Consider the following 23,684-nt stretch of genomic DNA (forward strand, 5'->3'; position numbering starts at 1 on the left):
TCTAGCTTTGTGTGTTATCGTTAGCTCCAAGAACCAAGGTTACATGGTTGGAACGTTTTCTAATTCTGTGTGCCCGTCCCTGAGGTGCTGTCTGAAGTCTCTTCAGCATAGTTCCACCGTCTACGCGGATCTCTTTTACAAAAAGATCAGCATCTTCGATCGAAGCATCCTCATTCTTGGCTTGCCAGTTGGCGATCGCTGAAAGCAACAACTTCTCCAAACGGATAGAAGCTTCTTTGTTGCTGAATCGCAAAATATTCAAGGCCTTGTCTACCTTCTCACCACGTACCAGATCCGCAACCAGGCGCATCTTTCTTGGAGAGGTAGGGCAATTGTTCAATTTGGCCATGTACTGTGTCTTCTTGGCCTCCTTGATCTGTTCTGCTCTTTCTCGTTTACGAACTCCCATGGCTTACTTTTTACCTTTGTTTTTAGCACCTGCGTGACCACGGAATGATCGTGTAGGTGAGAATTCTCCCAGTTTGTGACCTACCATGTTCTCGGTAACGTATACCGGTACGAACTGGCGACCGTTGTGCACGGCTATGGTCTGCCCGACAAAATCAGGAGTGATCATAGAAGCACGCGACCAGGTCTTGATCACACTCTTCTTGTTCGAGTCCACATTGGCCTGGACTTTCTTCTCCAGCTTATAGTGAACGTATGGTCCTTTTTTTAATGATCTTGCCATTGCTTATTTCTTTCTTCGTTCTATAATGTACTTGTTACTCGCTTTTGTCTTGGAACGAGTTCGGTAACCTTTAGCAGGCACACCGTTTCTCGATCTTGGATGACCTCCGGAAGCACGTCCTTCACCACCACCCATTGGGTGATCGACAGGGTTCATTACAACCGGACGAGTACGTGGACGACGACCCAGCCAACGAGAACGACCAGCCTTACCGCTAACAAGCAATTGGTGGTCACTGTTGGATACAGCTCCGATAGAAGCCATACAGGTGGTTAGGATCAAACGTGTCTCACCGGAAGGTAACTTCACGGTGGCGTATTTTCCATCACGGGCCATCAATTGGGCAAACGCACCAGCACTTCGAGCCATGACAGCTCCCTGTCCTGGTCGAAGTTCTATACAAGAAATGATAGTACCCAATGGGATGTTGGCCAGTGGCATGGCGTTCCCGATCTCTGGAGCTACTTTCTCCCCGGAAACGATGTTCTGACCTACCTGTAGTCCATTTTGAGCGATGATGTATCGCTTATCTCCATCCTGGTAGTTGACCAAAGCAATAAACGCGCTTCGGTTTGGATCGTATTCGATTGTTGCGACGGTAGCAGGGATTCCATGCTTATCGCGCTTGAAGTCGATAATTCTGTATCGACGCTTATGACCACCACCTTTGTAGCGCATGGTCATTCTTCCTTGACTGTTCCTTCCCCCTGAACGTTTTTTCGGAGCGAGCAAGCTCTTCTCCGGCTTATCAGTTGTGATGGTGTCAAATCCATTTACAACTCTAAAACGCTGTCCTGGGGTGATCGGCTTTAATTTTCTTACTGACATTTGTCTTCTCTTTTAGGCTGTTAACAGCTTAAAGGTTACTGTAAAAATCAATTGTATCACCTTCCGCCACCTGTACAATAGCTTTTTTGTAAGCTGCTGTTTTACCAGTTTGAATCCCGGTTCGGGTGTACCGAACACGACGATCTGGGCGGACATTCATTGTGCGAACTGCAGTAACAGAAACTCCATAAGCCTCTTCTACGGCTTTCTTGATTTCTATCTTATTCGCCTTCGGGTTGACCACAAAGCCGTACTTGTTATTCAGCTCGGCATCGCTGGTGGCCTTCTCGGTAATAATAGGTTTAATTAAGATATTCATCTCGTCTCTATTTACTTAAGTTTGCTTCAATTCCTTCCAAAGAACCTTCGAACAACACTAGGCTGTTCGCGTTCATAATTTTGTAAGTGCTTAATTCTGAGTTCATTACAACTTCAGCACCTTTCAAATTACGCGACGACAAATATACGTTATTATTTGCGTCACCCAACACGAACAGAGACTTTTTGTTCTCCAGCCCCAGGGATTTCAATACAGAATTGAACTCGGCGGTTTTTGGAGCTTCCATTTGGAAGTCCTCTAACACGATGATTGCCTTATCGTTAGCCTTTTGACTGAGGGCCGAACGACGAGCCAAACGCTTCAGGTTCTTGTTCAGCTTGAAACCGTAATTTCTCGGGCGTGGTCCAAATACACGACCACCTCCTTTGAAGATAGGCGACTTAATACTACCCGCACGAGCTGTACCGGTACCTTTCTGACGCTTGATCTTACGAGTGGATCCTACGATCTCTCCTCTTTCCTTGGCCTTGTGAGTCCCTTGACGTTGATTGGCCAGGTACTGCTTTACATCCAGGTAAACTGCATGATCGTTAGGCTCGATCCCGTATACCGCTTTAGAAAGCTCTGCTTTCCTTCCGGTATCTTTTCCGTTTTTATCTAAAACCGCTACCTTCATTATTTCTCGATCGTTACATAGGCGTTCTTGTGACCGGGAACAGCCCTTTCACAACAAGCAGGTTCTTCTCAGGAACCACTTTTAGTACGCGCAAGTTTTGAACTTTCACTTTTTCATTCCCCATTTGACCAGCCATGCGCATCCCCTTGAATACTCGAGCTGGATACGATGCGGCTCCAATGGAACCAGGTGCTCTCAATCGGTTGTGCTGACCGTGAGTCGCCTGACCCACACCGGCAAAACCGTGACGCTTAACTACCCCTTGGAATCCTTTCCCTTTGCTTGTTCCTGAAACATCCACGAACTCGCCTTCTTCAAAGTGCTCCACAGTGATAGTATCACCTAGTTTATACTCCTCTTCAAATCCTTGGAATTCAACAACACGGCGTTTAGCAGTTGTTCCAGCCTTCTTGGCGTGGCCCTCATCCGCTTTATTTGCCTTCTTTTTGTCATCGAAACCAAGCTGAAGAGCTTCATACCCGTCAACCTCTTTGGTTCTGACTTGGGTAACGACACAGGGGCCTGCTTCGATAACGGTACACGGAATGTTCTTTCCGTTCTCGTCAAAGATGCTGGTCATCCCTATCTTTCTTCCAATTAACCCAGACATAGTTATTATTTAATTAATAGTTATTGTTCTTATTCTTACCGGAGAGCTTCTCAAAAAAACAGGGTCAAAATAACTTCAACCCTGAAAATTATTTTGCTCCGTTTTTCCTTCGCTCGCAGCTCCGGACATGTCACCACCGGCTTTTCCAGTGGCAGTATACTTATACCTTGATCTCTACTTCAACACCAGATGGCAGCTCCAATTTCATCAGAGCGTCAATGGTCTTGGAAGAAGAAGAGTAGATATCCAACAAGCGCTTATACGAGCTCAATTGGAATTGCTCACGACTCTTCTTGTTCACGTGTGGCGAACGCAACACGGTAAAGATCTTCTTGTGAGTTGGTAACGGGATCGGCCCGGTTACAACTGCACCTGTACTCTTTACAGTCTTCACGATTTTCTCGGCAGACTTGTCTACCAGGTTGTGATCGTACGACTTAAGCTTTATTCTGATTTTTTGACTCATTCCTTAACAAATTACACGTTAGCAGTTCCTCGGGCAGCAGCTACTACCTCTTCCGAGATATTCGATGGAGTCTCAGCGTAGTGCGAGAATTCCATGGTAGAAGTAGCTCGTCCAGATGAAAGGGTACGCAGGGTAGTCACATATCCGAACATTTCGGATAGTGGCACCAATGCTTTTACCACTTTGGAACCAGCACGATCACTCATATCATTTACCTGTCCACGTCGACGGTTCAGGTCACCTACAATATCACCCATGCTCTCTTCTGGAGTAATTACCTCCAGTTTCATGATGGGCTCCATGATAACGGCACCTGCAGCCTTGGCGGCAGCTTTAAATCCTAATTTTGCAGCAAGCTCAAAAGACAACTGATCAGAATCCACAGGGTGGAAAGATCCATCCTTGAGGGTAACCTTCATGCTATCTACTTCGAAACCAGCCAATGGGCCATTCTTCATGGCGGCACTGAATCCTTTCTCAACAGACGGGATGAATTCCTTAGGAATGTTACCTCCTTTGATCTCGTTCACAAACTCTAGACCAACTTTACCTTCGTCAGCAGGTCCTAGTGTAAACACGATATCGGCAAACTTACCACGACCACCCGTTTGCTTTTTGTACACCTCGCGGTGATCTGCAGTGCGGGTAATGGCTTCTTTGTACTCCACCTGAGGCTGTCCTTGGTTAACTTCAACCTTGAACTCACGCTTCAGACGATCAACGATGATATCCAGGTGCAGCTCTCCCATACCAGAGATAACTGTTTGTCCGGATGCTTCGTCAGTACGAACCTGGAAGGTTGGATCCTCTTCGGCCAATTTGGCCAGGGCCATTCCAAGCTTGTCAACATCTGCTTTTGTTTTTGGTTCTACGGCAATACCGATCACAGGATCAGGGAAGTCCATAGATTCCAGGATGATCGGAGACTTCTCTGCTGAGAGGGTGTCCCCGGTCTTGATATCCTTAAATCCAACCGCTGCTCCAATATCTCCTGCCTCGATAAAGTCGATGGCATTCTGCTTGTTGGAGTGCATTTGATAGATTCTAGAGATACGTTCTTTCTTACCAGAACGGTTGTTCAATACATAAGATCCGGCATCAAGACGTCCTGAATAAGCACGGAAGAAAGCCAAACGACCAACAAACGGGTCAGTGGCGATCTTAAAGGCCAGTGCAGAGAAAGGCTCTTTGGTGTCCGGCTTACGGGCGATCTCGTCTCCGGTATCAGGATCGGTACCTACGATAGCGTCCTTATCTACAGGAGAAGGCAGGTAACGACATACGGCATCCAGTAGGAACTGAACCCCTTTGTTCTTAAACGCAGAACCACAGATCATTGGGATGATGGACATGTCCATCACAGCAGCACGAAGAGCAGCGTGCACCTCGTCCTCAGTGATGGAGTTCTCATCTTCCATGAATTTCTCCAGTAGGTTCTCGTCATATGCAGCAACCTCCTCGATCAGCTTCTCGCGGTACTCGGCAGCTTCTGCTTTCAACTCTTCAGGAATCTCTACTACATCGAAAGTAGATCCCATGGTCTCGTCATGCCAGATGATGGCACGGTTTTTAACCAGGTCAATGATCCCTTTGAAATCCATTTCCTCACCGATCGGCAATACGATAGGCACGGCATTGGACCCCAACATATCTTTAACTTGCTGAGCAACAGCCAGGAAGTTAGACCCCTGACGGTCCATTTTGTTTACAAATCCGATACGTGGCACTTTGTAGTTGTCCGCCAATCGCCAGTTAGTTTCTGACTGAGGCTCAACTCCGTCCACCGCACTGAACAAGAAAACCAATCCGTCCAAAACACGAAGTGATCGGTTAACCTCCACAGTAAAGTCTACGTGACCAGGAGTATCGATAATATTGAAGTGGTAACCTTTAGCATCTGCTGTTGGCTGACCATTTTCCGTTGGGAAATTCCAGGTACAGGTAGTAGCCGCAGAAGTAATGGTAATACCACGCTCCTGTTCTTGCTCCATCCAGTCCATAGTAGCCGCTCCATCGTGTACTTCCCCGATCTTGTGGCTTACCCCAGTATAATAAAGGACACGCTCTGTTGTCGTTGTCTTACCGGCATCAATGTGCGCGGCAATTCCAATGTTTCTGGTATATTTTAAATCTCTTTGCGCCATGGTTGATTAGAATCTGAAATGTGAGAATGCTTTGTTGGCCTCGGCCATCTTGTGAGTATCCACTCGTTTCTTCACTGCAGCTCCTTCTTCCTTGGCAGCAGCAAGAATCTCTGCAGCTAGTTTTTGAGCCATGGACTTTTCATTACGCTTGCGCGAGTAACTGATCAACCATTTCATAGCAGTAGAGATCTTGCGATCAGGGCGGATCTGCATTGGGATTTGGAAGGTTGCCCCTCCAACTCGACGGCTTCGTACCTCTACGTGAGGCATTACATTGGAAAGTGCATCTTTCCAAAGTTCCAGAGCCGACTTTTCTTCATCTTGTTTCTTCTCCTCTACGATATCCATAGCATCGTAGAATATTTTGAAGGCCACAGATTTCTTTCCGTCCCACATCAGGTTGTTCACAAAACGTGTAACCAGCTGATCGTTAAACCGTGGGTCCGGTAAAAGCGGCCGTTTTTTTGCTTGTCTTTTTCTCATCTTAACTTACTTTGACTGAATTACTTTTTAGGACGTTTTGCACCATACTTGGAACGTCTTTGCAGACGACCCTCAACACCAGCGGTATCCAATGCACCGCGTACGATGTGGTATCTTACTCCTGGCAAGTCTTTCACTCGTCCACCTCTAACCAATACTATCGAGTGCTCTTGAAGATTGTGTCCTTCGCCTCCGATGTATGCGTTCACTTCCTTCCCGTTGGTTAACCTTACACGAGCCACTTTACGCATGGCCGAGTTTGGTTTCTTAGGAGTAGTGGTATATACACGCGTACAAACACCGCGACGTTGCGGGCACGAATCCAAAGCAGCCGATTTACTCTTCTTGGTTATTTTGGCTCTTCCTTTTCGTACTAATTGTGAAATAGTTGGCATATAAAATACTCGTTATACTTAATTTATAAATACAATTTCCCCTATAAAAGGGCGTGCAAAGGTAGAAATTAAATTGGAGAAATCAAACGGTCTAATTTCCAAATCAGTGAATCACAAGAGAATTTTATGACTTGATATGAAAAACGACCAACTAACGTTAGATTTACAGCGCCAATTCTGAGGATTTGAAGAGAACTATCAGGTCACTTTTGTACCTTAATATATATATACTTGCAATTAGTTGGGTGAATGCACAACAGATCTCCTTGCAAATTGACACGGACTCTCCCCTGGACCCAGTGGTTAAAGAACGGCTTGTCCTTCCTACTAGACTAAGCGACCTCTCTGAGCTGACCACATTTTCAGACAGCCTGCAAAACCTACTGAGCAAGCAGGGGTATATAGACATCTCCAGGCCAACTAATATTAAGGTAAACGATTCTACCTATTCCATCAGTTTCCAACTAGGAGATCGTTACGCCCTTATCCGCATAGACTATGATCCCGAGAACTGGAACAGAAAAGACCTGGCCAGGTTGATCCCAAAAGTAGAGGATGATAATTTTATCCTGGCCGTGGAACAGTTGGAGCCCACCCTGCAGGCATTGACTGGAATCCAATCGGCTAAGGGGGATCCATTCGCCAAGGTCCAGTTGAGGAATATACGCAAGACCGAAGACAATTCTCTTCGAGCTTCCCTCTCCCTGGAATCCACCCAAGGCAGAACGATCGACTCGCTGGTGATAAGAGGCTACGAAAAATTTCCCCCGTCCTTTGTTCGATACTACGCCGGTATAAGAATTGGCGATGTCTTTGATCAAGCCCGGTTACTGGAACAGGCAAACAATATCAACAGCCTGGGCTTTGCCAGAAGTAGCAGATCGCCGGAGGTATTCTTTGAACCGGACCAAACCACGGTCTACCTCTATCTGGAAAAACGCAACAACAATCTCTTTGATGGCATCCTAGGTTTCAATACCAACGAAGACGACGGTAATCTCGAATTTAACGGTTACCTCAATTTAGAGTTGAACAACAACCTCAATTACGGTGAGCAACTTTCAATCAACTACAAGGCGGACGGCAGGGAGCAACAAAACTTCCGGGTGGCTTTGGCCATGCCCTATCTACTACGCTCTCCATTGGGAGTGGAACTCGAACTCAAAATCTTCAAACGGGATTCTACTTTTTCTACCACGGATCAACAGGCACGACTAACCTACCAATTCGATCCCAAACTGATCGGCTCCGTGGGATACAAGGGATACAACTCCAGCAATCTTAGACAGGATGAATCCTTGGTTCAGGATGTAGCAGACTATGACGCTGCCTTCTTCACAGCCGGTATTCGTTACATAGATAACCAGGACAACATCTTATTTCCAATTAAAACATTGGCCACTATAGATTCCGAATGGGGAAAACGGGAAACAGACACCTTGAATGACGACCAGTATAAGATAGCGATCTACGCCCATCATATCTTCAACCTCAATTTGCGGAATTCCATTTACCTCAGAAATGAAACCCGCTACATACAAAGCGAGGACTACCTAATCAATGAACTGTATCGCTTTGGCGGGATCAACAGCATACGTGGATTCAATGAGAACTCCATCGATGCACAATTCTACTCTGTCTTAAACACGGAATATCGTTACCAATTCAATTCCGGTCTATACGCCCATAGCATTATCGATTTGGGATATTTTGAGAACAGTCCGCTTAACTTGAAGGAAAAGTTATACAGCTTCGGATTGGGAATTGGATTTTCTACTCAAGCAGGAGTGTTCAAATTGAACATTGCAAACGGAAATTCGGAGTCCCAAAACTTCAAATTTTCGAACACAAAAATTCACTTAAGCCTGTCTTCCAGATTCTAGCTGAGCCTAACAATAGCTTAACGTTTTGGTAAAAAAAAACCAAATTTTAAGTTTAAAAAGTTGTGTATTTAACTTTTTATTGTGATTTTTGGCAATGGCTAATTCAAATAATTTATAAAAATGAGAACAAAGTTTAGTGGAATTTTAACGCTATTATTGGCGTTTGTCGTGCAACTGACGTTCGCACAAGAAAAAACTATCTCCGGTACGGTGACTGATAATTCAGGCCTGCCCCTTCCCGGAGTTAACATTATCGTAAAAGGCACGAGTAATGGAACACAATCTGACTTTGATGGAAATTACTCCATCCAGGCCAGTGTGGGACAGTCGCTTGTATTTTCTTACGTTGGCTTCACTACCGTGGAGCAGGCTGTAACTGCCGCAGCCAGCAACATTAGCATCCAAATGCAAGAGGATGCTGCCGAGCTGGATGAGGTAGTTGTAACTGCACAGGGTATTAAGAAAGAGGCTAAGGCCCTTGGTTATGCGGTAAGCACCGTAGAAGCCGAGGACATCGAGCAAAGAACAGAGGGAGATGTTGCCCGGGTACTTTCGGGTAAAGCTTCAGGGGTACAGATCACTTCACAGGGTGGTACGTCAGGTTCTGCTACCAATGTAGTTATTCGTGGTTATAGCTCCATTACCGGTAGTAACCAGGCGTTATTCATTGTGGATGGTGTTCCATTCTCCAGTGATACTAACGCACAAGGTAACTTCCTTGATGGAAACGTGGGGTCTTCCCGTTTCCTGGATCTTGATCCAAACAACATTGAAAGTGTTAACGTATTGAAAGGTCTGGCTGCTGCTACACTTTATGGTACTGCCGGACGTAACGGGGTAATCGTTATCACCACCAAGTCTGGTGGTGGAGGAGCAACTGCCTCAGTGAAGAAGACCGAAATTACAGTTAGCCAATCATTCTTCTTCAACGAGATCGCATCTCTTCCTGATTATCAGGATGACTACGGTAACGGTTTCGACCAGTCTTTCGGATGGTTCTTCTCTAACTGGGGTCCAAACTTCTCTCCTAACGGAGTGGACGGATACCTTAATGACCCAGCCGGACTGATTGATGGGAATGGAACTTTGGCTCACCCATATGATACTTCGGCCTTCCTGAACAACTTCAACGGTGGTAACAACGAATTGAAGAACAAATACTCCGGAGCACGTTATCCTTACCAACCATACAACAGTGTTGAGAACTTCTTCAGGACTGGTGCGGTTAGCAACACTTCTATCAACATCCGAGGTAACTCAGAAGATGGTAAAGTGGCCTTTAACGTGAACTACGGTCACCTGGACGAAGAAGGATTTACTCCAGGTAACGGAATTCGACGTAACACATTGGCTGTTGGTGGACGTGCACAACTGTCCAACAAATTTACAGCTCAGGCTACTTTGAATTTCTCTCGTAACGATGTTAAGTCTCCTCCAGTAGCGGCCTCTCGAGGTAACGGTACACTTGGTTTCTCAACATTTGCGAACGTATTCTTTACTCCTCGTTCTGTTGACCTGATGGGTCTTGAGTTCGAAATTCCAGAAAACGGTGGTTCCATCTATTACCGAAACGGTAACGACATCATCAACCCTCGTTGGTCAGTTAAGAATGCTGGAAGCCGTCAGTTGACAAACCGTGTATTCGGTACTGCTCAGCTACAATATGATATCACTGATAACCTGAACGTTCTTTACCGTGCTGGTATCGACTTCTACAACGAGCGTAACACGCAGTATGTAAACAAGAACGGGGTTAACTTCAACCAAGCGATCAACGGACAGTATATCACTTATGATAACAATGTAAGGATCTGGGATCACTACCTATCTGTAGGAGGTGACTACGACCTGACAAGCGATTTCGGTCTTTCTTTCACAGCTGGTGCTACTAGCCGTTCGAGAGAGTTCGATCAGCAAGGGGTTCAGTCTGACGGACAGATTGTATTTGGCGTATTACGTCACTTCAACTTCTTGACTCAGCAACCAATCCAATTCACTACTTACCGTAACATTATCGGGGTATTTGGTGAAGCTTTGATCGACTTTAGAGATTACGCTTTCTTGACACTGTCTGGACGTAATGACTGGGTTTCTAACCTACCAACTGAGAACAACAGTAAGTTCTATCCAAGTATCTCTGGATCGTTCATTCCAACTCAGGCTTTCCCATCCATCCGATCTAACGGGTTCAACTACCTGAAGATTCGTGCCGGTTTAGGACAGTCTGCTAACTTCCCAACTGGATTCCCAGTTGTAAACACTGTTGCTCAGAACACTAACGTAAATGGTGGTGCCATCGGAGGTGTAACTACTAACGCAGTTTCAAACTTCCAGGCTAACCCTGATCTGAAGCCAGAACTTATTTCCGAGTTCGAAGTTGGTTTCGATACTCGAGTATGGGATAACAGAATTACACTGAACTTCTCTTACTTCGATCGTCAGACCAAGGACTTGATCGTTAACAAGCCGCTTTCTCCATCAACCGGATTTACCAATACTCAAGACAATATTGGTAAAGTAGAAGGTGACGGATTCGAAGCTGACTTGAGCGTCGATTTCTTTAGAGCAGAGAACGAAGGAGACTTCGCGTGGAACTCTCGAGTGAACTTCACTAAGAGTGAGCAGATCGTAACTGAGCAAGATGAGGATCAAATCTTATTTGCCGGATCTACTGCCTCTTTCCTAGGTGCGAATGCCGCAATCGAAGGAGAGCAATTAGGGGTTATCGTTGGAGACCGCGTACTACGCGACGAAAACGGAAACTTCGTGGTAAATAGTGCCGGTAACTATGTTACTGAATCTCAGGTTACTTTGGACGATGGTCGTCAGATCACTCCAATCATCGGTAATCCGAACCCTGATTACGTGATGAACTTCATCAACTCGTTCTCTTACAAGAACTTCAATCTGAACTTCCAGGTCAGCCACACTTCTGGTGGTGACATCGCCAGTTCAACGATTGCTGTACTTCTTGGACGTGGTTTGATCGAAGAGACTGCCGATCGTAAGAACACATTCATTCTTCCTGGTGTACGTCAGGACAATGGACAGCCTAACGATATTCAGATCAACAACTCTCAGTACTACTTCTCTAACGTTCTGTTTGGACCAAAAGAGCTGCAAGTATATGATGGTTCTGTGATCCGCCTGCAAGAGATCTCTCTTGGATACACTGTACCTAAACGTTATCTGGACAAGACTCCATTTGGATCAGTATCTATTACTGCTAGTGGATTCAACCTGTGGTACGATGCTTACAACACACCTGATGGTGCTAACTTCGATCCTAACGTAGCTGGTGTAGGTATTGGTAATGGTAGAGGATTCGACTACATCAACGGACCTAGTTCCAGAAGATGGGGTATGAGCATCAAGGCGTCGTTCTAATTACAAACAAAAATTCTTATGAAAACTATATATAAATTTTTAGTTCTGGCATTGATCTCGAGCGGTGCGGTCTTTTATTCATGTGAGACTACCGAGCTGGAGTTGTTGGACAACCCCAATGCCCTGTCTGATGATCAGGCAGATCCAAACTTGTTGCTGAATTCTATTCAGCGTGCCTATGTCACTAGCTTAGGTACATTGAACGATCGTAGTTCTGAGTTAGCTCGGATCGACTATGTAGGTGGACGTGATTATTTCGCCATGTACAACTCTTCTGCCCTGGACGGAACCTGGAACCGGTTCTACTCAGGTATGAGTGCTGACATCAATGTGATCGCAGCTCTTAACGAAGGAGAGGATCAGGACCTGCGTTTCCATCTTGGAGTTTCCAAGACCCTGCAGGCTCACCATCTGATGTTGCTTGTAGACTTCCTGGGAGATATCCCATGGTCTGAGGCACTGAACCCACTTGAGTTCCCGAACCCAAGTGTAGATGATGATGCGTCTGTTTACGCTGTAGCTCTGGCTTTGCTGTTCGAGGCTGATTCTTACTTCGCTGATTTCGGATCTGATGCTCCTGACTCTGTGATCGACTTCTTCTACGATGGAGATAACAACAAGTGGAGAAGACTGGTTCAGACTCTGAAAATGCGTCATGCACTTACTACAGGAGACTTCAGCCGCTTTACCGGTCTGGTCTCTGAAGGTGGATTCATCAATAACTCTGCTGACGACTTCCAGTTCAACTACGGTACTCAGCTGTTGAACCCGAATACACGTCACCCAGATTATAACGCTGATTACACCACTTCTGGTGCCAACATCTATCAGTCTAACTGGCTGATGGAAACCATGCAAGGTGCAGATAAAACGGACGGTAGCGATGACGATCCACGGATGCGTTACTACTATTTCCGTCAGGCTGACTGTACTCCAGGTGCCTCTTGTGACCCTGATGGTGACGGACAGTTCCTGTCTTGTTCCCTGGAAACTCCTCCTCCTCACTATATCGCTGGTGGCGTAAGCTACTGTTGGTTAGAGGATGGATACTGGGGTCGTGACCACGGTGATGACGACGGTACTCCTCCGGATAACTTCCTGAGAACTGCCGTAGGTGTATATCCTGCTGCCGGATTGTTTGACGATGATCGTTTCGCCGGTCTGAATCAAGACGTAGGTGGTGTCGGAGAAGGTATCGAGCCAATCATCCTGGCTTCTTACGTAGACTTCTGGAGAGCTGAAGTAGCTCTTTCTGCCGGTAACGTTGGTGGTGCTCGCGACTTTGTAGACGCAGGTATGAACAAGTCCATGGACAAGGTTACCTCTTTTGGTGCCCTGGATGGATCTCGTGATACCTCATTTGAGCCTTCTCAAGGTGACATCAATGACTACATTGACAGCATAACGTCTCAGATTACTAATACCTCAGACGATAGCTGGAACGTACTAGCAGAGCAGTACTTCATCACCATGTACGGTGGTGGTAGTGATGCCTATAACTTCTACAGAAGAACTGGTTATCCAACAACGGTTAAGCCGAACTTAGAGCCTAACCCGGGTGTGTTCCCAAGAACATTCCTTTACCCTTCTGTTGAAGTAGTTGCTAACCCGAATATTACTCAGCGTCAGGACAACGCTACTCAAGTCTTCTGGGACACAAAACCAGCAGGACCTGCGTTCCCGCCAGCTAACTAAAAAAAATAATATGAAAACGAGATATAAAGTTTTTGGTCTGATTGCGGCAGCCTTGTTTGCCACATCCTGTACCGAAGAAGATAACACAATCGACCAAGTGTTTGATGGAGTAAGCAGCGGTGCCGTACTTCGCGGTATCCAAACCATCTCCAACGAATTGCCGATCGGTAATGACGATGCTTCCTTCTCTATCGAACTGGAATACCAGGACAATCAAGATGGAGCCCTGTTGGAAAGCATGGACATTTACATCAAGTACGCTGACAACTCTCCAGATGAAGGAGATTCCGGCGGAACTCAGGAAGAGAAATTCTATGGTAACGTTGCTGCTGGTCAGTTTACCGAAGGACCTTTTGGACTCCCTCGATTTACCCTGACTATCACAGCTGCCGATTTCCTGGCAACTACAGGACTTACTTCTGAGCAGATCTTTGGTGGGGATACCTTCACCACTCGTCTGGAAGTATTCCTGACCGACGGTCGTCGTTTCTCTGTAGATAACGCTGGTGGTATTATTACCGGTGGATTCTTTAACTCTCCTTTCCAGTACACTACTCCAGTAGTATGTCCAGTATTGGCCGAGGAATTTGTTGGAGACTACACAGTGGTGAACAACAGTGCCGGTGTACTTGGATTCAATGTATTCGAAGAAGGAGGAACAGTAACTCTGGTATTGGGTGAGACTTCTGTAGAACGTCAATTCGACTTCATCTTCTTGCCAGATGCAGGAGTTGGACAACCCGCAGACACCTTCATATTGAACTTCGTTTGTAATGCTACTGTAGTGCCAGCTGGTCAATCGACCAACCTGACTTGCGGAACCGGTCTGACCATCGGACCAGCCCCAAGTGGAGACCAAGGTAGTTATACAACAGGTGATGACTCTGTATTCTCTATCATCTTTACCGACAACACTCAAAGTGATTGTGGGGAAGGACCAAAAGATGTTACAGCAACTTTCACTAAGCAATAATAATCTTGCACAGATTAAGAAAGCCGTCCTTCGGGACGGCTTTTTTATTTTGTAGTTTTGCCCCAATCATCAATTATGCGCTTGAAGAACTTACTCTTTATTTTAATTTCTAGTTTACTTATCGCGTGCGGACAAGAACACAAAAATGAGATCAGTGCACAACAGATCATCGAACGTTCCATCGAATCGTATGGGGGTGAAGCATTTTTTAACTCTGTTGTATCGTTTGAAGTAGATGATCTCAAATACAATTTGATCAGAAAGGATCACATTACCGATTTCACTGTAAGCCGACTTAAGGACTCCATGGATTTGGTAGGAAGGTATCAGAACGGGCTTTTGGAATATTATGTTGATGGCGAGCTGCAGGAATTAGGCACCTACAATCTTAGAATATTGAGGGGAAAATTAGACGGATTCACCTATATGAATTCAATTCCTCACATTTTGATTCAAAATGCTATCACACTAACAAGGATGGCAGATGTGACAATCAGGAACAAACCTCAACTGGTTGTAGAGGCCAAATGGTTGAAAATCGAGGATCAGGATCAGGATATCCTTTATCTCTACCTCGACCCAGAGACCTATAGGATCAACTATACCGCAGAGCAACTTGAAGTTACCGGAGGTTATCCCCAATTTAAACGATATTTCAACTTTCAGGAAGTCAACGGACTGCTATTCGCTGATTACTATTCCTTTGCCAGAAAGGACAGTGTTGAACTGGATAAGATGTACCAACGATTTGAGCTGGCGGATCTCCGAGAACTGGACCAGATCAACCTAAAAGACATAGAAGTGATCTATCCCTAAGCCTATGAAAAGAGAATTCACTGTTTTTGGAATATACCCGGTAATAGAGGCAATCAAGTCCGGTAAGTCCTTGGACAAGCTGTATGTGATCAAGGACAGTCAAAACCCGAAGATCGATCAGATACTGCAGTTGGTCCAGGAAAGTGATACTACCGTAGTGGAAGTTCCAGTGGAAAAATTGGACAGATTAACTCGCTCCAATCACCAAGGTGTGGTAGCGACCCTCTCTCCTATTTCTTTTATCTCCCTGGACGACCTGGTAGAAAACAGCTTGGAAAAACCCACTCCGGGGCTGATCCTGGTGTTGGATCAAATAACGGATGTTAGAAATTTTGGTGCGATTATCAGAACAGCTGAATCTACTGGGGTGGACGGGATCATCATCCAAAAGAAAAGTGGTGCTCCGGTAAGTGGGGACACCGTTAAAACCTCTGCAGGAGCAGTTTTCAACGTCCCTATCTGCAAGGTAGACCACATCAAAGACGCCATCTACTACTTACAAGGATCTGGGTTTACAACCCTTGCTGCAACGGAAAAAGCGCAGCAAGATATCTACACAGAAGACCTTAGCGGGTCCGTGGCCTTGATCATGGGTTCTGAGGGCAGAGGTATTGCCCCTTCTGTTCTGAAGATAGTAGATACGCAAGTAAAACTACCGATGCTGGGCAAGATCAATTCCTTAAATGTATCCGTTGCCTGTGGAGTGTGTTTGTACGAGATCGTACGCCAAAGACTATAGATCGTCCTTTCGGGAGCGAAAGCGATAAATGATCTTAATCGGTTCTTCCTCTGCTTGCTCTTCTTTTGGTAAATCTCCAATAAAATTACCATCATCGTCAAATTGCTGCATGAATTCGTCATCATCAGGATTGTAATTAGGCGATTCCCACGCATATCGAGCCACAGGAGGCTTCTTTGGTCGCAATAGCAATGCGAGTACCAAACCAACAGCAAAACCCGAAATATGGCCTTCCCAGGAGATCTTAGGATCTATAGGAAAGAGATACCAGATAAAACCGCCATAGAGAAACACTACGATCAGGGCAATAGCCATGAGCCTGTAGTGCCTGGAAAATGCTCCCTTGAAGAATAGAAATGAAGTGAGCATATACACTACCCCACTAGCGCCTATGTGCATGGCAGGGCGCCCGATAAGCCAAGTCATCAATCCTGTTAATAGCACGCCCAAAATTACAACCCGCCAACGAATAGACCGGTAGAAATAGAACAAGCCCATGCTCAACACCAATAGGGGTACTGAATTATTAAACAGGTGTTCCAAGCCACTGTGTATAAATGGACCTGTTAAGATACCGATCAGACCTTCAGCGTGCAGCGGATAGATCCCGTAACGGTTAAAATTGACACCAAACCGAACCTCTACCCAGAAAACCAACCACAGGGAGAGCACGAATAAGAGAGGATATACCAATACATCCAGGCTAAAGACAAGTTTCACAGTCTTGGTCATAACTCAAACCTCTCAAAAATTACTCCCTTTTACAAATTTGTGCAGATTTGTCAGTTGATGAATAACCGAAATCGTACTTTTAGTCACCTATGAGTGCACCACTGGCAGAACGGATGAGACCTACCTCCCTGGCCGATTATATCAGCCAGAGACATCTGGTTGGACCTGAGGGCTCGCTCAAGGCACAACTTCAAAGTGGCATGATCTCATCCATGATCTTTTGGGGACCTCCCGGTACGGGAAAGACCACCCTTGCCCAGATCGTTGCTAATGAATCCGGCAGACCATTCTACACCCTAAGTGCAATAGACAGCGGTGTTGCTGCTGTTAGGGAAGTTATTGCAAAGGCAAGGAAAAGCAACGACCTCTTTACCGCTAAGAATCCCATCCTCTTCATTGATGAGATCCATCGCTTCAGTAAATCGCAACAGGATTCCCTGCTAGGAGCGGTTGAAAAAGGTTGGATCACCCTGATAGGAGCAACAACAGAGAACCCAAGTTTCGAAGTAATCCCTGCCCTGCTGTCACGTTGCCAAGTTTATGTTTTGAACCCATTTGGGAAGGAGGACCTCGAGGTATTGCTAAAAAGGGCACTGGAGGAGGACGATCAACTCAGAGCTAAAAAAGTGACCCTTAAGGAGACCGAGGCCCTGATCCGTCTTTCAGGAGGTGATGGCAGGAAACTACTCAATATGCTAGAACTGATTGTCCTGTCAGAGCCAGGCGAGCAAGTGGAGATCACAGACCAAATGGTATTGCAAAAGGTTCAGCAGAACACGGTGCTATACGATAAGACGGGAGAACAGCATTATGATATCATATCGGCCTTTATTAAATCGATCAGGGGAAGTGACCCTCATGCAGCTGTCTATTGGTTGGCTCGGATGGTAGAAGGCGGGGAAGATGTCAAATTCATCGCCCGACGATTGGTCATTTTGGCCTCTGAGGATATCGGTCTGGCCAACCCAACTGCACTGGTGATGGCTAACAACACCTTCCAGGCTGTAAACCTAATCGGTTATCCGGAAGCCCGGATAATACTCAGCCAATGCACCATCTACCTGGCAACTTCTCCTAAGAGCAATTCTGCCTATGCCGCAATTAAGAAAGCCCAGCAGTTGGTCAAACAGACCGGGGATCTATCGGTGCCTTTATCTATTCGGAACGCACCTACTAAATTGATGAAGGAGTTGGGTTATGGTCAAGACTACGCTTATGCCCACGATTATGAAGGTAATTTTACACCTCATGAATTTCTGCCAGAAGAGATTTCAGGTACCTCTCTCTACGCTCCAGGAAATAATAAAAGAGAACTTAGTCTGCAGACCTATTTAAAGGGCTTGTGGCGAGATAAATACGATCAGGGAAGTTGACGTAGTTGGAGAGATCCGTTGTTGGTTCCTGCAATTAAAAGTTGTAGCTCAGGAATAAATTCCAGGGACTTTACATTTCCATCCAAATACAGACCAGCATCCTCCCATTTCATAGATCGATATCCGGTTTCTCCTCCAAGTAGAACTAAGCCTAAACCCATGTCCATTCTAGGGGTTTCTACTTCAGTATTAAAGATGTTGCCTGCTAATACAATATCCTGGTATCCGTCTTTATTTATATCAGTAGAGATTGAAGCAAATACAGGGAACAATTGGGCCTCTGGGGGAAGTTCCCGTATTTCGAAACCACTTCCGGTATTGATCAAAACAACAGACTTAAGGGTGTTCATCTCTGCTTGGTATGCAGAGTTCAATTCCTCTCCATAAATATCCTGCAGCGAGGCATTAGCAAATTCGTTATAGGTTGAGAACTTCTCTGTAATAAAAGGCATCTGCTGGGAAGAACACTCTCGCCCTCTGACCGGCACATCCTTGCCGTTGTATTTCTTGCTCAATACCAGGTCGAAAGTACCGTTTCCGTCAAAATCATTGCCATATACCCGGAAAGGCTTGTCTGCCGAGGCTTTGAACTTGATATTGGAACCCATATTACCGAGAACATAGTCTGGAAGGCCATCATTATTCACATCAGTCTCACCCACGTGAAACCACCATCCCAACTTATCCGCCAAATCGTATTGAGCAGCGATATTCTCAAAAACTCCTCCTTGATTCTTAAAGAATCCTACACCACCCCATTCTGCTACTGCCATGAAGTCCATTTGACCATCCTGATCAAAATCTGTAGCAATGGTTTTGTTTACAATTCCGAAGGTGGAGAATTCTGGAGCCATCTCGGCCGTCGCCAAACTAAACTGGCCAGCATCATTTCTAAGGATAAATGAGGTGGCCGCCATGGGATACTGACCGGGAGTGATCCTATTACCGACAACAAGGTCCTTATCGCCGTCGCCATCCATATCGAAAGCAGTGACTGTTTTACCACTTTCTGCAAGTCCGGCAGGCAACAAAGATACAGCTGCCTTTGTGAGCCCTCCAGACCCATCATTGATATACAACCGGTCTTTGTAAAGCGGATCCGATGCAGGAAACTCATTTCCACCACTTACAACGTAAAGATCCATATCAGAATCACCATCGGCATCAAACCAGACAGCTTCCATGTCCTCATGACCGGAATCCTCTTGAAGCACGGTACTCCTCAGCTTTCTGAAACCGGAATCACTTTGTACAAAAACAGCACCAGCTTGTCCTGTTGCCCCTCCGATCCAGAGATCTTCTTTCCCATCCCCATTGATGTCCGCCTTGGCCATGTAGGGTCCAAAAGTAGATTGCTTGTACGGAAGTAAGATCTCGTCTACAAAATCGTCAAAATCATTCTCCAGGTGATCAAAGGACATACCTCTGACGGCAACTTGTTTGAAGGCCGTATTTGATCCTGAATTTATGTTGCTATCCGCGAATGCCTCCTCTTCCTTGAAGGTCAATGAAGAATTCACATCTACAGCATAGCGTTCCTCCATCTTTCCATTGGGCCAGGTTACCCGCACCGTATCCACTACTTGTACATCGCCTAATCCAAAATGGGCGTCAGGAGTTGTAGCAGATAAATAACCTTTAACCCGCTTGGTCTCTATTAGCTGTGTTCTCCCGTCGTAGAACAGTTCGACACGCGCAAAAGGTTCAGAAGTCTTACCCTTGGTGACCACCTTTAAATAGTTTCCAACTTCTCTGTCTACAGATAGATTCTGATAGATAAAGGCCGGTTCGTCAATATTGTTGATCACCAGATCAAGGTCACCGTCATTGTCCAAATCGGCATAAGAAGCCCCATTAGAGAAAGACGGTTCTAAGAACCCCCATTTAGCGGTCTTATTCTTGAATTCCAGACCCTCGGTATTCTGATAAAGGATATTGGATAGTTTTTCGCTGGGAAGCGCATCGTACAAGCGCTGCTTGACCTCGACCGGCACATTTCCCTGATAGGCTTGCTTGGCCTGGGTCACCATGATCCTGGAATCATTATCCAGTGCATAACGGCGGTAACCATTGGTCACATAGATATCCTTTAGGCCATCCAGATCAAAATCTGTCATTAAACCTGCCCAACTCCAATCTGTCTTGGCGACTTTCGCATGTTGCGCAATATTGACAAACTGGTCATTCCCTACATTGAGCTGCAGCGAGTTGAACATATACTGATATGGCATCTCAAATCGGTCCACCAACAAGGAAAATCGCTTGGTGTCCATTGAGGCCATTAATGTCTTGGATCGAACGTGATCACTGGATGCCATATCCAGCACATAAATATCCTGGTTCCCATCATTATTGATGTCGGCCATATCGACACCCATTCCAAAAAAGGTGATCTGTCTGATGTGATCCTTAATGCGATTAGCGAATGTTCCTTTCCCTTGATTAATAAAAAGAGCATCGGGCACATAGTAGTCGTTGGCCACGTAAACATCGATCCAACCATCTTGGTTGACATCGCCCGCCGTTACACCGAGTCCAAAGGACGGGGTAAGCATCCCTGCCTCCTTTGTTATACGGGTGAAGCTGTTACCGTCGTTGCGGTACATCTGTACGGAACTTTTCTCCAGATCTGCAGGCCTAACTTCCATCTGATTAAAGAATCTCAATGGATCCAGGCCATAAAACTCATTTTCGTTGGAAACGAAGCAATCCAGATCCCCATCTTTGTCCATATCAAAGAATACAGATTGGGTACTGATGCCTTGATCGTTCAGTCCGTACTGCTCTGCGCTCTCCGTAAAGGTCAGATCTCCATTATTGATGTATAACAAATTGGACCGATCATAATCGCGTTTTGGCCCCCTTGAGAAACATAAACATCCATCCAGCCGTCGGCATTGATGTCTACAAAGGTCACTCCATTGGACCAAACTTTATTCTCATTGATACCGGCTTGGTCTGATATGTCCTCAAACTGGAAGTCTCCTTTGTTCAGGTAGAGCTTATTGGGTACTTGATTTCCGGCAAAAAATAGATCCGGAAGCCCATCGTTATTGATGTCTTCTATACCTACGCCGGCTCCATTATAGAAATAATCAAAATCGAAGAGATTCTCAATGGTACTAACATCTTCCTGCAGGCTGTTGGCGAACAGAACACCAGACTGGGATGCAGGTACTTTTCTGAACAGGCCCTGGTGATCGTCCTTGGCAATCCCTGTATCGGTAGGTTTAGGGGACTCCGATTCATTTTCTTCCTTACAACTGATCAGTAAAGTAGAAAGAAGAAGAAATAATAGGGTGTAGTAAAGAGGGTGTTTAGAATAATATTTATTCATCTTTTACAAATTTCATCACCATAAGGTCAGATTGACCTTCCACTTGCCGTTCGATCTCAAAACCGTTCTTGGTCTTTCTGGCAATTCCACTAAAACCATTTGTATTAACTAGATAGGTGTTTTTTTGGGAGGTTGGAACCATGGTTCCGATCTTTTCTCCTGCCCTTCTGATCTCAAATTGATCTCCACGGGCGATCAACTGAAAATCCTGATAACTGTAGGTCTCCTGGTCCGACATGACCACCTCTTTCGCAGAAACCTCTTCTGCAGCCGCATTGGCTGCTTCTTCTGTTGCTACAACAGCAGCTGTTGTCTTACGGCTTCTTTCTGTTCCTTCTGACGGAGTAGCTGCCTCCGCGGCTGCCAGAGCGGTCAATTCGAAGCTTTCCAAGGCTCTTCGCATGGATTCCTGGTAGGCCACCTTGTACTCCTTCTCTTTGCTCTTGCCTTCTTTGGTAGAATAGACTGTGAAGCCATTACAGTCCTTTAGATGGACCGTAGTCTTGGTGTACGGAAAGCCGGTTTTAGATTCGGCCTCTAACCAAAGAACATCACATCGTTTCAGATCTTCCGGCAATTCCTCTTGAAACACTGCTTCATAGCCGTAATTTCTTAATTCGTAACGAGTTAAGGTATTTAACCTGTGTGTATCCTTCCCTTTTAAAAAGGTGTACTGATAGGGTACTACAATATAAGTGTAGTCGCCAATTTTTCGTTGTGCAAAGCTGTCTGTTACTAAAGAAAAAAGGAAAAAAAGTGCGATAAGCGTTCTTATCATTGCTGGTCTAATTTTAGGTTGAGTCCCAGTTGTAAAGATACACTTTTTGCCTTAGCGATATTGCCGTAACGCAGCATATTGTCGGCCATGACGTAAAAATTGAACCGACCGAAAAGAGCTGAAACCCCCAGCCCCAAATTATCATAAGAATAAGAGTCTATTGTGTATGTCAATTTCGCCGAAAGGAATTCCCACATCCGGCGGTAGTAATAAACAGTAGCTGCTCCTTGGAATCTATTTGGTCTCTTTATCGTGAACAATTGCAAGCCAACTTCCTGTTTCCATTTAGTACCGGCATCCATGTTACGACAATCGCATTCCTGCCCACTGGCCAAACGTCCAAAACCATAGCTTACGGCAGCATTCACTTTTAACGGTCTCCAAACCGTGTAAGCACTGCTGACTGTATCTATGGGTATTGCAGCCTCCAATTCGTCTTCCAGGTCATCCCAGTAAGGTGGTGCGGGCTCACCTTCTGATAAAGGAGGAAAGAGTAATTCTATGCCGTCCAGTGTATAACTGCCTCTGGCCTCGTAGGATTCATTATTTCTGCTGTAAACAATGGCCCCAATATCGAGTAAACTGGCACTAGCCGTTACCTGGTCGTTAATATTGTAGGAAGCCCCTAGATCCAATCCCAGACCAAGGTTACCACTAAAAATGGCCCGCCCAATGATCTTAGAAGCACCTCCTTCATCCAGATCCATGACCCCAGAAGTATTTACCGTGACCTCAGCATTTTCTATGGTATGTTCATAAATGTTTTCAGAATCCCCTGATGCTACTCGAGTAGTAAATGTCCCCCGATTCCCAGTACTTTTTATGTTTAGAATTCCCGAATACAGCTTAACCCTTGCACCCAATGTCCATTTCTTACTGACCCTTTTGTTGATTCCAAAGTGGTAAACATTGACCAGATCGGCCACAGCACTTACCTCTTCGAGATCAAATGGATAGTCCAGGTAGTTTTGATTGCCTTCCCAAGCCAGTATGGCCAGATCTCTAGGAAAATAGGCAATGAAATCAAGTTCTTGATAGATCCCGGCACTGAAATACATTTCCTTCCGATTCCTCCAACCAAAAGAGATAATCTCCAATTGCTGGGTGGCTGTAAAGAAATCATTTTCCGACAGCTCGAATATCTTTTGCCCGATCCGCTGATTGATATCTCCACCATCATTCCGAAAAATGTCGTAAACCGTTACCCCAGACGAACCTCCATTGATGTGAAACTGAGAAAATAAAGGAATTCCAAAATGTCGCTCTAGGTTGGTTTCTTCCCCGGGATTGACCAGCAAGGACTGTGGGATCTCACTGAATCCGTAAAGCAATTGCTTATTCTGAGCGGAGGCCCAATTGATCAACAGTGCCACAAGAAGGACGGTTAAAATACGCATA

The 23,684-nt window shown here is 45.5% G+C and carries 21 protein-coding genes and 1 pseudogene; 7 read left to right on the top strand and 15 right to left on the bottom strand.

The window, feature by feature from the left end; all coding sequences use genetic code 11:
* Position 1 precedes the first annotated feature (1 nt).
* The 10 genes and pseudogenes from rplV to rpsL form a co-directional block, all read right to left on the bottom strand.
* Entirely contained in the window at positions 2-409 is a 408-nt protein-coding gene (gene rplV, locus BST85_RS08585) for a 50S ribosomal protein L22 (RefSeq protein WP_104812867.1), read from the bottom strand.
* A 3-nt stretch (positions 410-412) separates the two neighbouring features.
* Positions 413-691 (bottom strand): 30S ribosomal protein S19, encoded by a 279-nt coding sequence (gene rpsS, locus BST85_RS08590; RefSeq protein WP_104812868.1) that lies wholly within the window; start codon positions 689-691, stop codon positions 413-415.
* Positions 692-694: 3 nt separating this feature from the next.
* Positions 695-1,519: a 50S ribosomal protein L2 gene (gene rplB / locus BST85_RS08595; protein WP_104812869.1), complete on the bottom strand. Its 825-nt coding sequence runs from the start codon at positions 1,517-1,519 to the stop codon at positions 695-697.
* A 28-nt stretch (positions 1,520-1,547) separates the two neighbouring features.
* Positions 1,548-1,838, bottom strand: coding sequence for a 50S ribosomal protein L23 (gene rplW / locus BST85_RS08600; RefSeq protein WP_104812870.1), 291 nt, complete (start codon positions 1,836-1,838; stop codon positions 1,548-1,550).
* Positions 1,839-1,845: 7 nt separating this feature from the next.
* Positions 1,846-2,475 (bottom strand): 50S ribosomal protein L4, encoded by a 630-nt coding sequence (gene rplD / locus BST85_RS08605; RefSeq protein ID WP_104812871.1) that lies wholly within the window; start codon positions 2,473-2,475, stop codon positions 1,846-1,848.
* A pseudogene (gene rplC, locus BST85_RS08610) lies at positions 2,475-3,085 on the bottom strand (50S ribosomal protein L3). The gene rplD and the pseudogene rplC overlap by 1 nt, the downstream one beginning before the upstream one ends.
* A 160-nt stretch (positions 3,086-3,245) precedes the next feature.
* Positions 3,246-3,551, bottom strand: coding sequence for a 30S ribosomal protein S10 (gene rpsJ / locus BST85_RS08615; protein ID WP_010181931.1), 306 nt, complete (start codon positions 3,549-3,551; stop codon positions 3,246-3,248).
* A gap of 11 nt (positions 3,552-3,562) precedes the next feature.
* Entirely contained in the window at positions 3,563-5,695 is a 2,133-nt protein-coding gene (gene fusA / locus BST85_RS08620) for an elongation factor G (protein ID WP_104812872.1), read from the bottom strand.
* Between the two features lie 6 nt (positions 5,696-5,701).
* Positions 5,702-6,178, bottom strand: a complete 477-nt coding sequence (rpsG, locus tag BST85_RS08625) for a 30S ribosomal protein S7 (RefSeq protein WP_104812873.1) — start codon at positions 6,176-6,178, stop codon at positions 5,702-5,704.
* 20 nt (positions 6,179-6,198) lie between these two features.
* Complete coding sequence (gene rpsL / locus BST85_RS08630; protein ID WP_104812874.1) at positions 6,199-6,573, bottom strand: 30S ribosomal protein S12; 375 nt, start codon at positions 6,571-6,573, stop codon at positions 6,199-6,201.
* A gap of 245 nt (positions 6,574-6,818) precedes the next feature.
* On the opposite strand from rpsL, the gene BST85_RS08635 reads away from it, so the two are divergent.
* The 6 genes from BST85_RS08635 to rlmB all read left to right on the top strand — a co-directional run bounded on the left by BST85_RS08635 (position 6,819) and on the right by rlmB (position 16,066).
* Entirely contained in the window at positions 6,819-8,456 is a 1,638-nt protein-coding gene (locus tag BST85_RS08635) for a BamA/TamA family outer membrane protein (protein WP_181039994.1), read from the top strand.
* A gap of 120 nt (positions 8,457-8,576) precedes the next feature.
* Entirely contained in the window at positions 8,577-11,843 is a 3,267-nt protein-coding gene (locus BST85_RS08640) for a SusC/RagA family TonB-linked outer membrane protein (protein WP_104812876.1), read from the top strand.
* A gap of 18 nt (positions 11,844-11,861) precedes the next feature.
* Positions 11,862-13,538, top strand: a complete 1,677-nt coding sequence (locus tag BST85_RS08645) for a SusD/RagB family nutrient-binding outer membrane lipoprotein (protein WP_104812877.1) — start codon at positions 11,862-11,864, stop codon at positions 13,536-13,538.
* Positions 13,539-13,548: 10 nt separating this feature from the next.
* The gene (locus BST85_RS08650; RefSeq protein WP_146090689.1) at positions 13,549-14,511 is read left to right on the top strand and encodes a hypothetical protein; all 963 of its coding nucleotides are present in this window, start codon (positions 13,549-13,551) and stop codon (positions 14,509-14,511) included.
* Between the two features lie 75 nt (positions 14,512-14,586).
* Entirely contained in the window at positions 14,587-15,327 is a 741-nt protein-coding gene (locus BST85_RS08655) for a DUF6503 family protein (protein ID WP_104812879.1), read from the top strand.
* A gap of 4 nt (positions 15,328-15,331) precedes the next feature.
* Positions 15,332-16,066 (top strand): 23S rRNA (guanosine(2251)-2'-O)-methyltransferase RlmB, encoded by a 735-nt coding sequence (gene rlmB, locus BST85_RS08660; protein WP_104812880.1) that lies wholly within the window; start codon positions 15,332-15,334, stop codon positions 16,064-16,066.
* Here the strand turns inward: rlmB and BST85_RS08665 are convergent.
* On the bottom strand, positions 16,061-16,798 hold the full coding sequence (locus BST85_RS08665; protein ID WP_104812881.1) for a rhomboid family intramembrane serine protease: 738 nt from the start codon (positions 16,796-16,798) through the stop codon (positions 16,061-16,063). The two genes, rlmB and BST85_RS08665, sit on opposite strands and share 6 nt — an antisense overlap.
* An 89-nt stretch (positions 16,799-16,887) precedes the next feature.
* Between BST85_RS08665 and BST85_RS08670 the strand changes: the two genes are divergently transcribed.
* Positions 16,888-18,171, top strand: a complete 1,284-nt coding sequence (locus tag BST85_RS08670; protein WP_104812882.1) for a replication-associated recombination protein A — start codon at positions 16,888-16,890, stop codon at positions 18,169-18,171.
* Here BST85_RS08670 and BST85_RS08675 read toward each other — a convergent pair.
* From BST85_RS08675 to BST85_RS08690, 4 genes are read right to left on the bottom strand one after another with little or no spacing between them, the layout of a single operon-like run.
* Positions 18,159-21,002 (bottom strand): VCBS repeat-containing protein, encoded by a 2,844-nt coding sequence (locus tag BST85_RS08675; protein ID WP_104812883.1) that lies wholly within the window; start codon positions 21,000-21,002, stop codon positions 18,159-18,161. The two genes, BST85_RS08670 and BST85_RS08675, sit on opposite strands and share 13 nt — an antisense overlap.
* Positions 20,975-21,508, bottom strand: a complete 534-nt coding sequence (locus BST85_RS08680; RefSeq protein WP_104812884.1) for an FG-GAP repeat domain-containing protein — start codon at positions 21,506-21,508, stop codon at positions 20,975-20,977. Before BST85_RS08680 ends, BST85_RS08675 begins: the two co-directional genes overlap by 28 nt.
* Positions 21,501-22,286 carry a hypothetical protein gene (locus BST85_RS08685; RefSeq protein ID WP_104812885.1) on the bottom strand — a complete coding sequence of 262 codons (786 nt, stop codon included), beginning with the start codon at positions 22,284-22,286 and terminating at the stop codon, positions 21,501-21,503. The genes BST85_RS08680 and BST85_RS08685 overlap by 8 nt, the downstream gene beginning before the upstream one ends.
* The gene (locus BST85_RS08690) at positions 22,283-23,683 is read right to left on the bottom strand and encodes a DUF5723 family protein (protein ID WP_104812886.1); all 1,401 of its coding nucleotides are present in this window, start codon (positions 23,681-23,683) and stop codon (positions 22,283-22,285) included. Before BST85_RS08690 ends, BST85_RS08685 begins: the two co-directional genes overlap by 4 nt.
* Between the last annotated feature and the right edge of the window lies 1 nt (position 23,684).

Source organism: Aureitalea marina (assembly GCF_002943755.1).
GTDB classification, from domain to species: Bacteria; Bacteroidota; Bacteroidia; order Flavobacteriales; family Flavobacteriaceae; genus Aureitalea; species Aureitalea marina.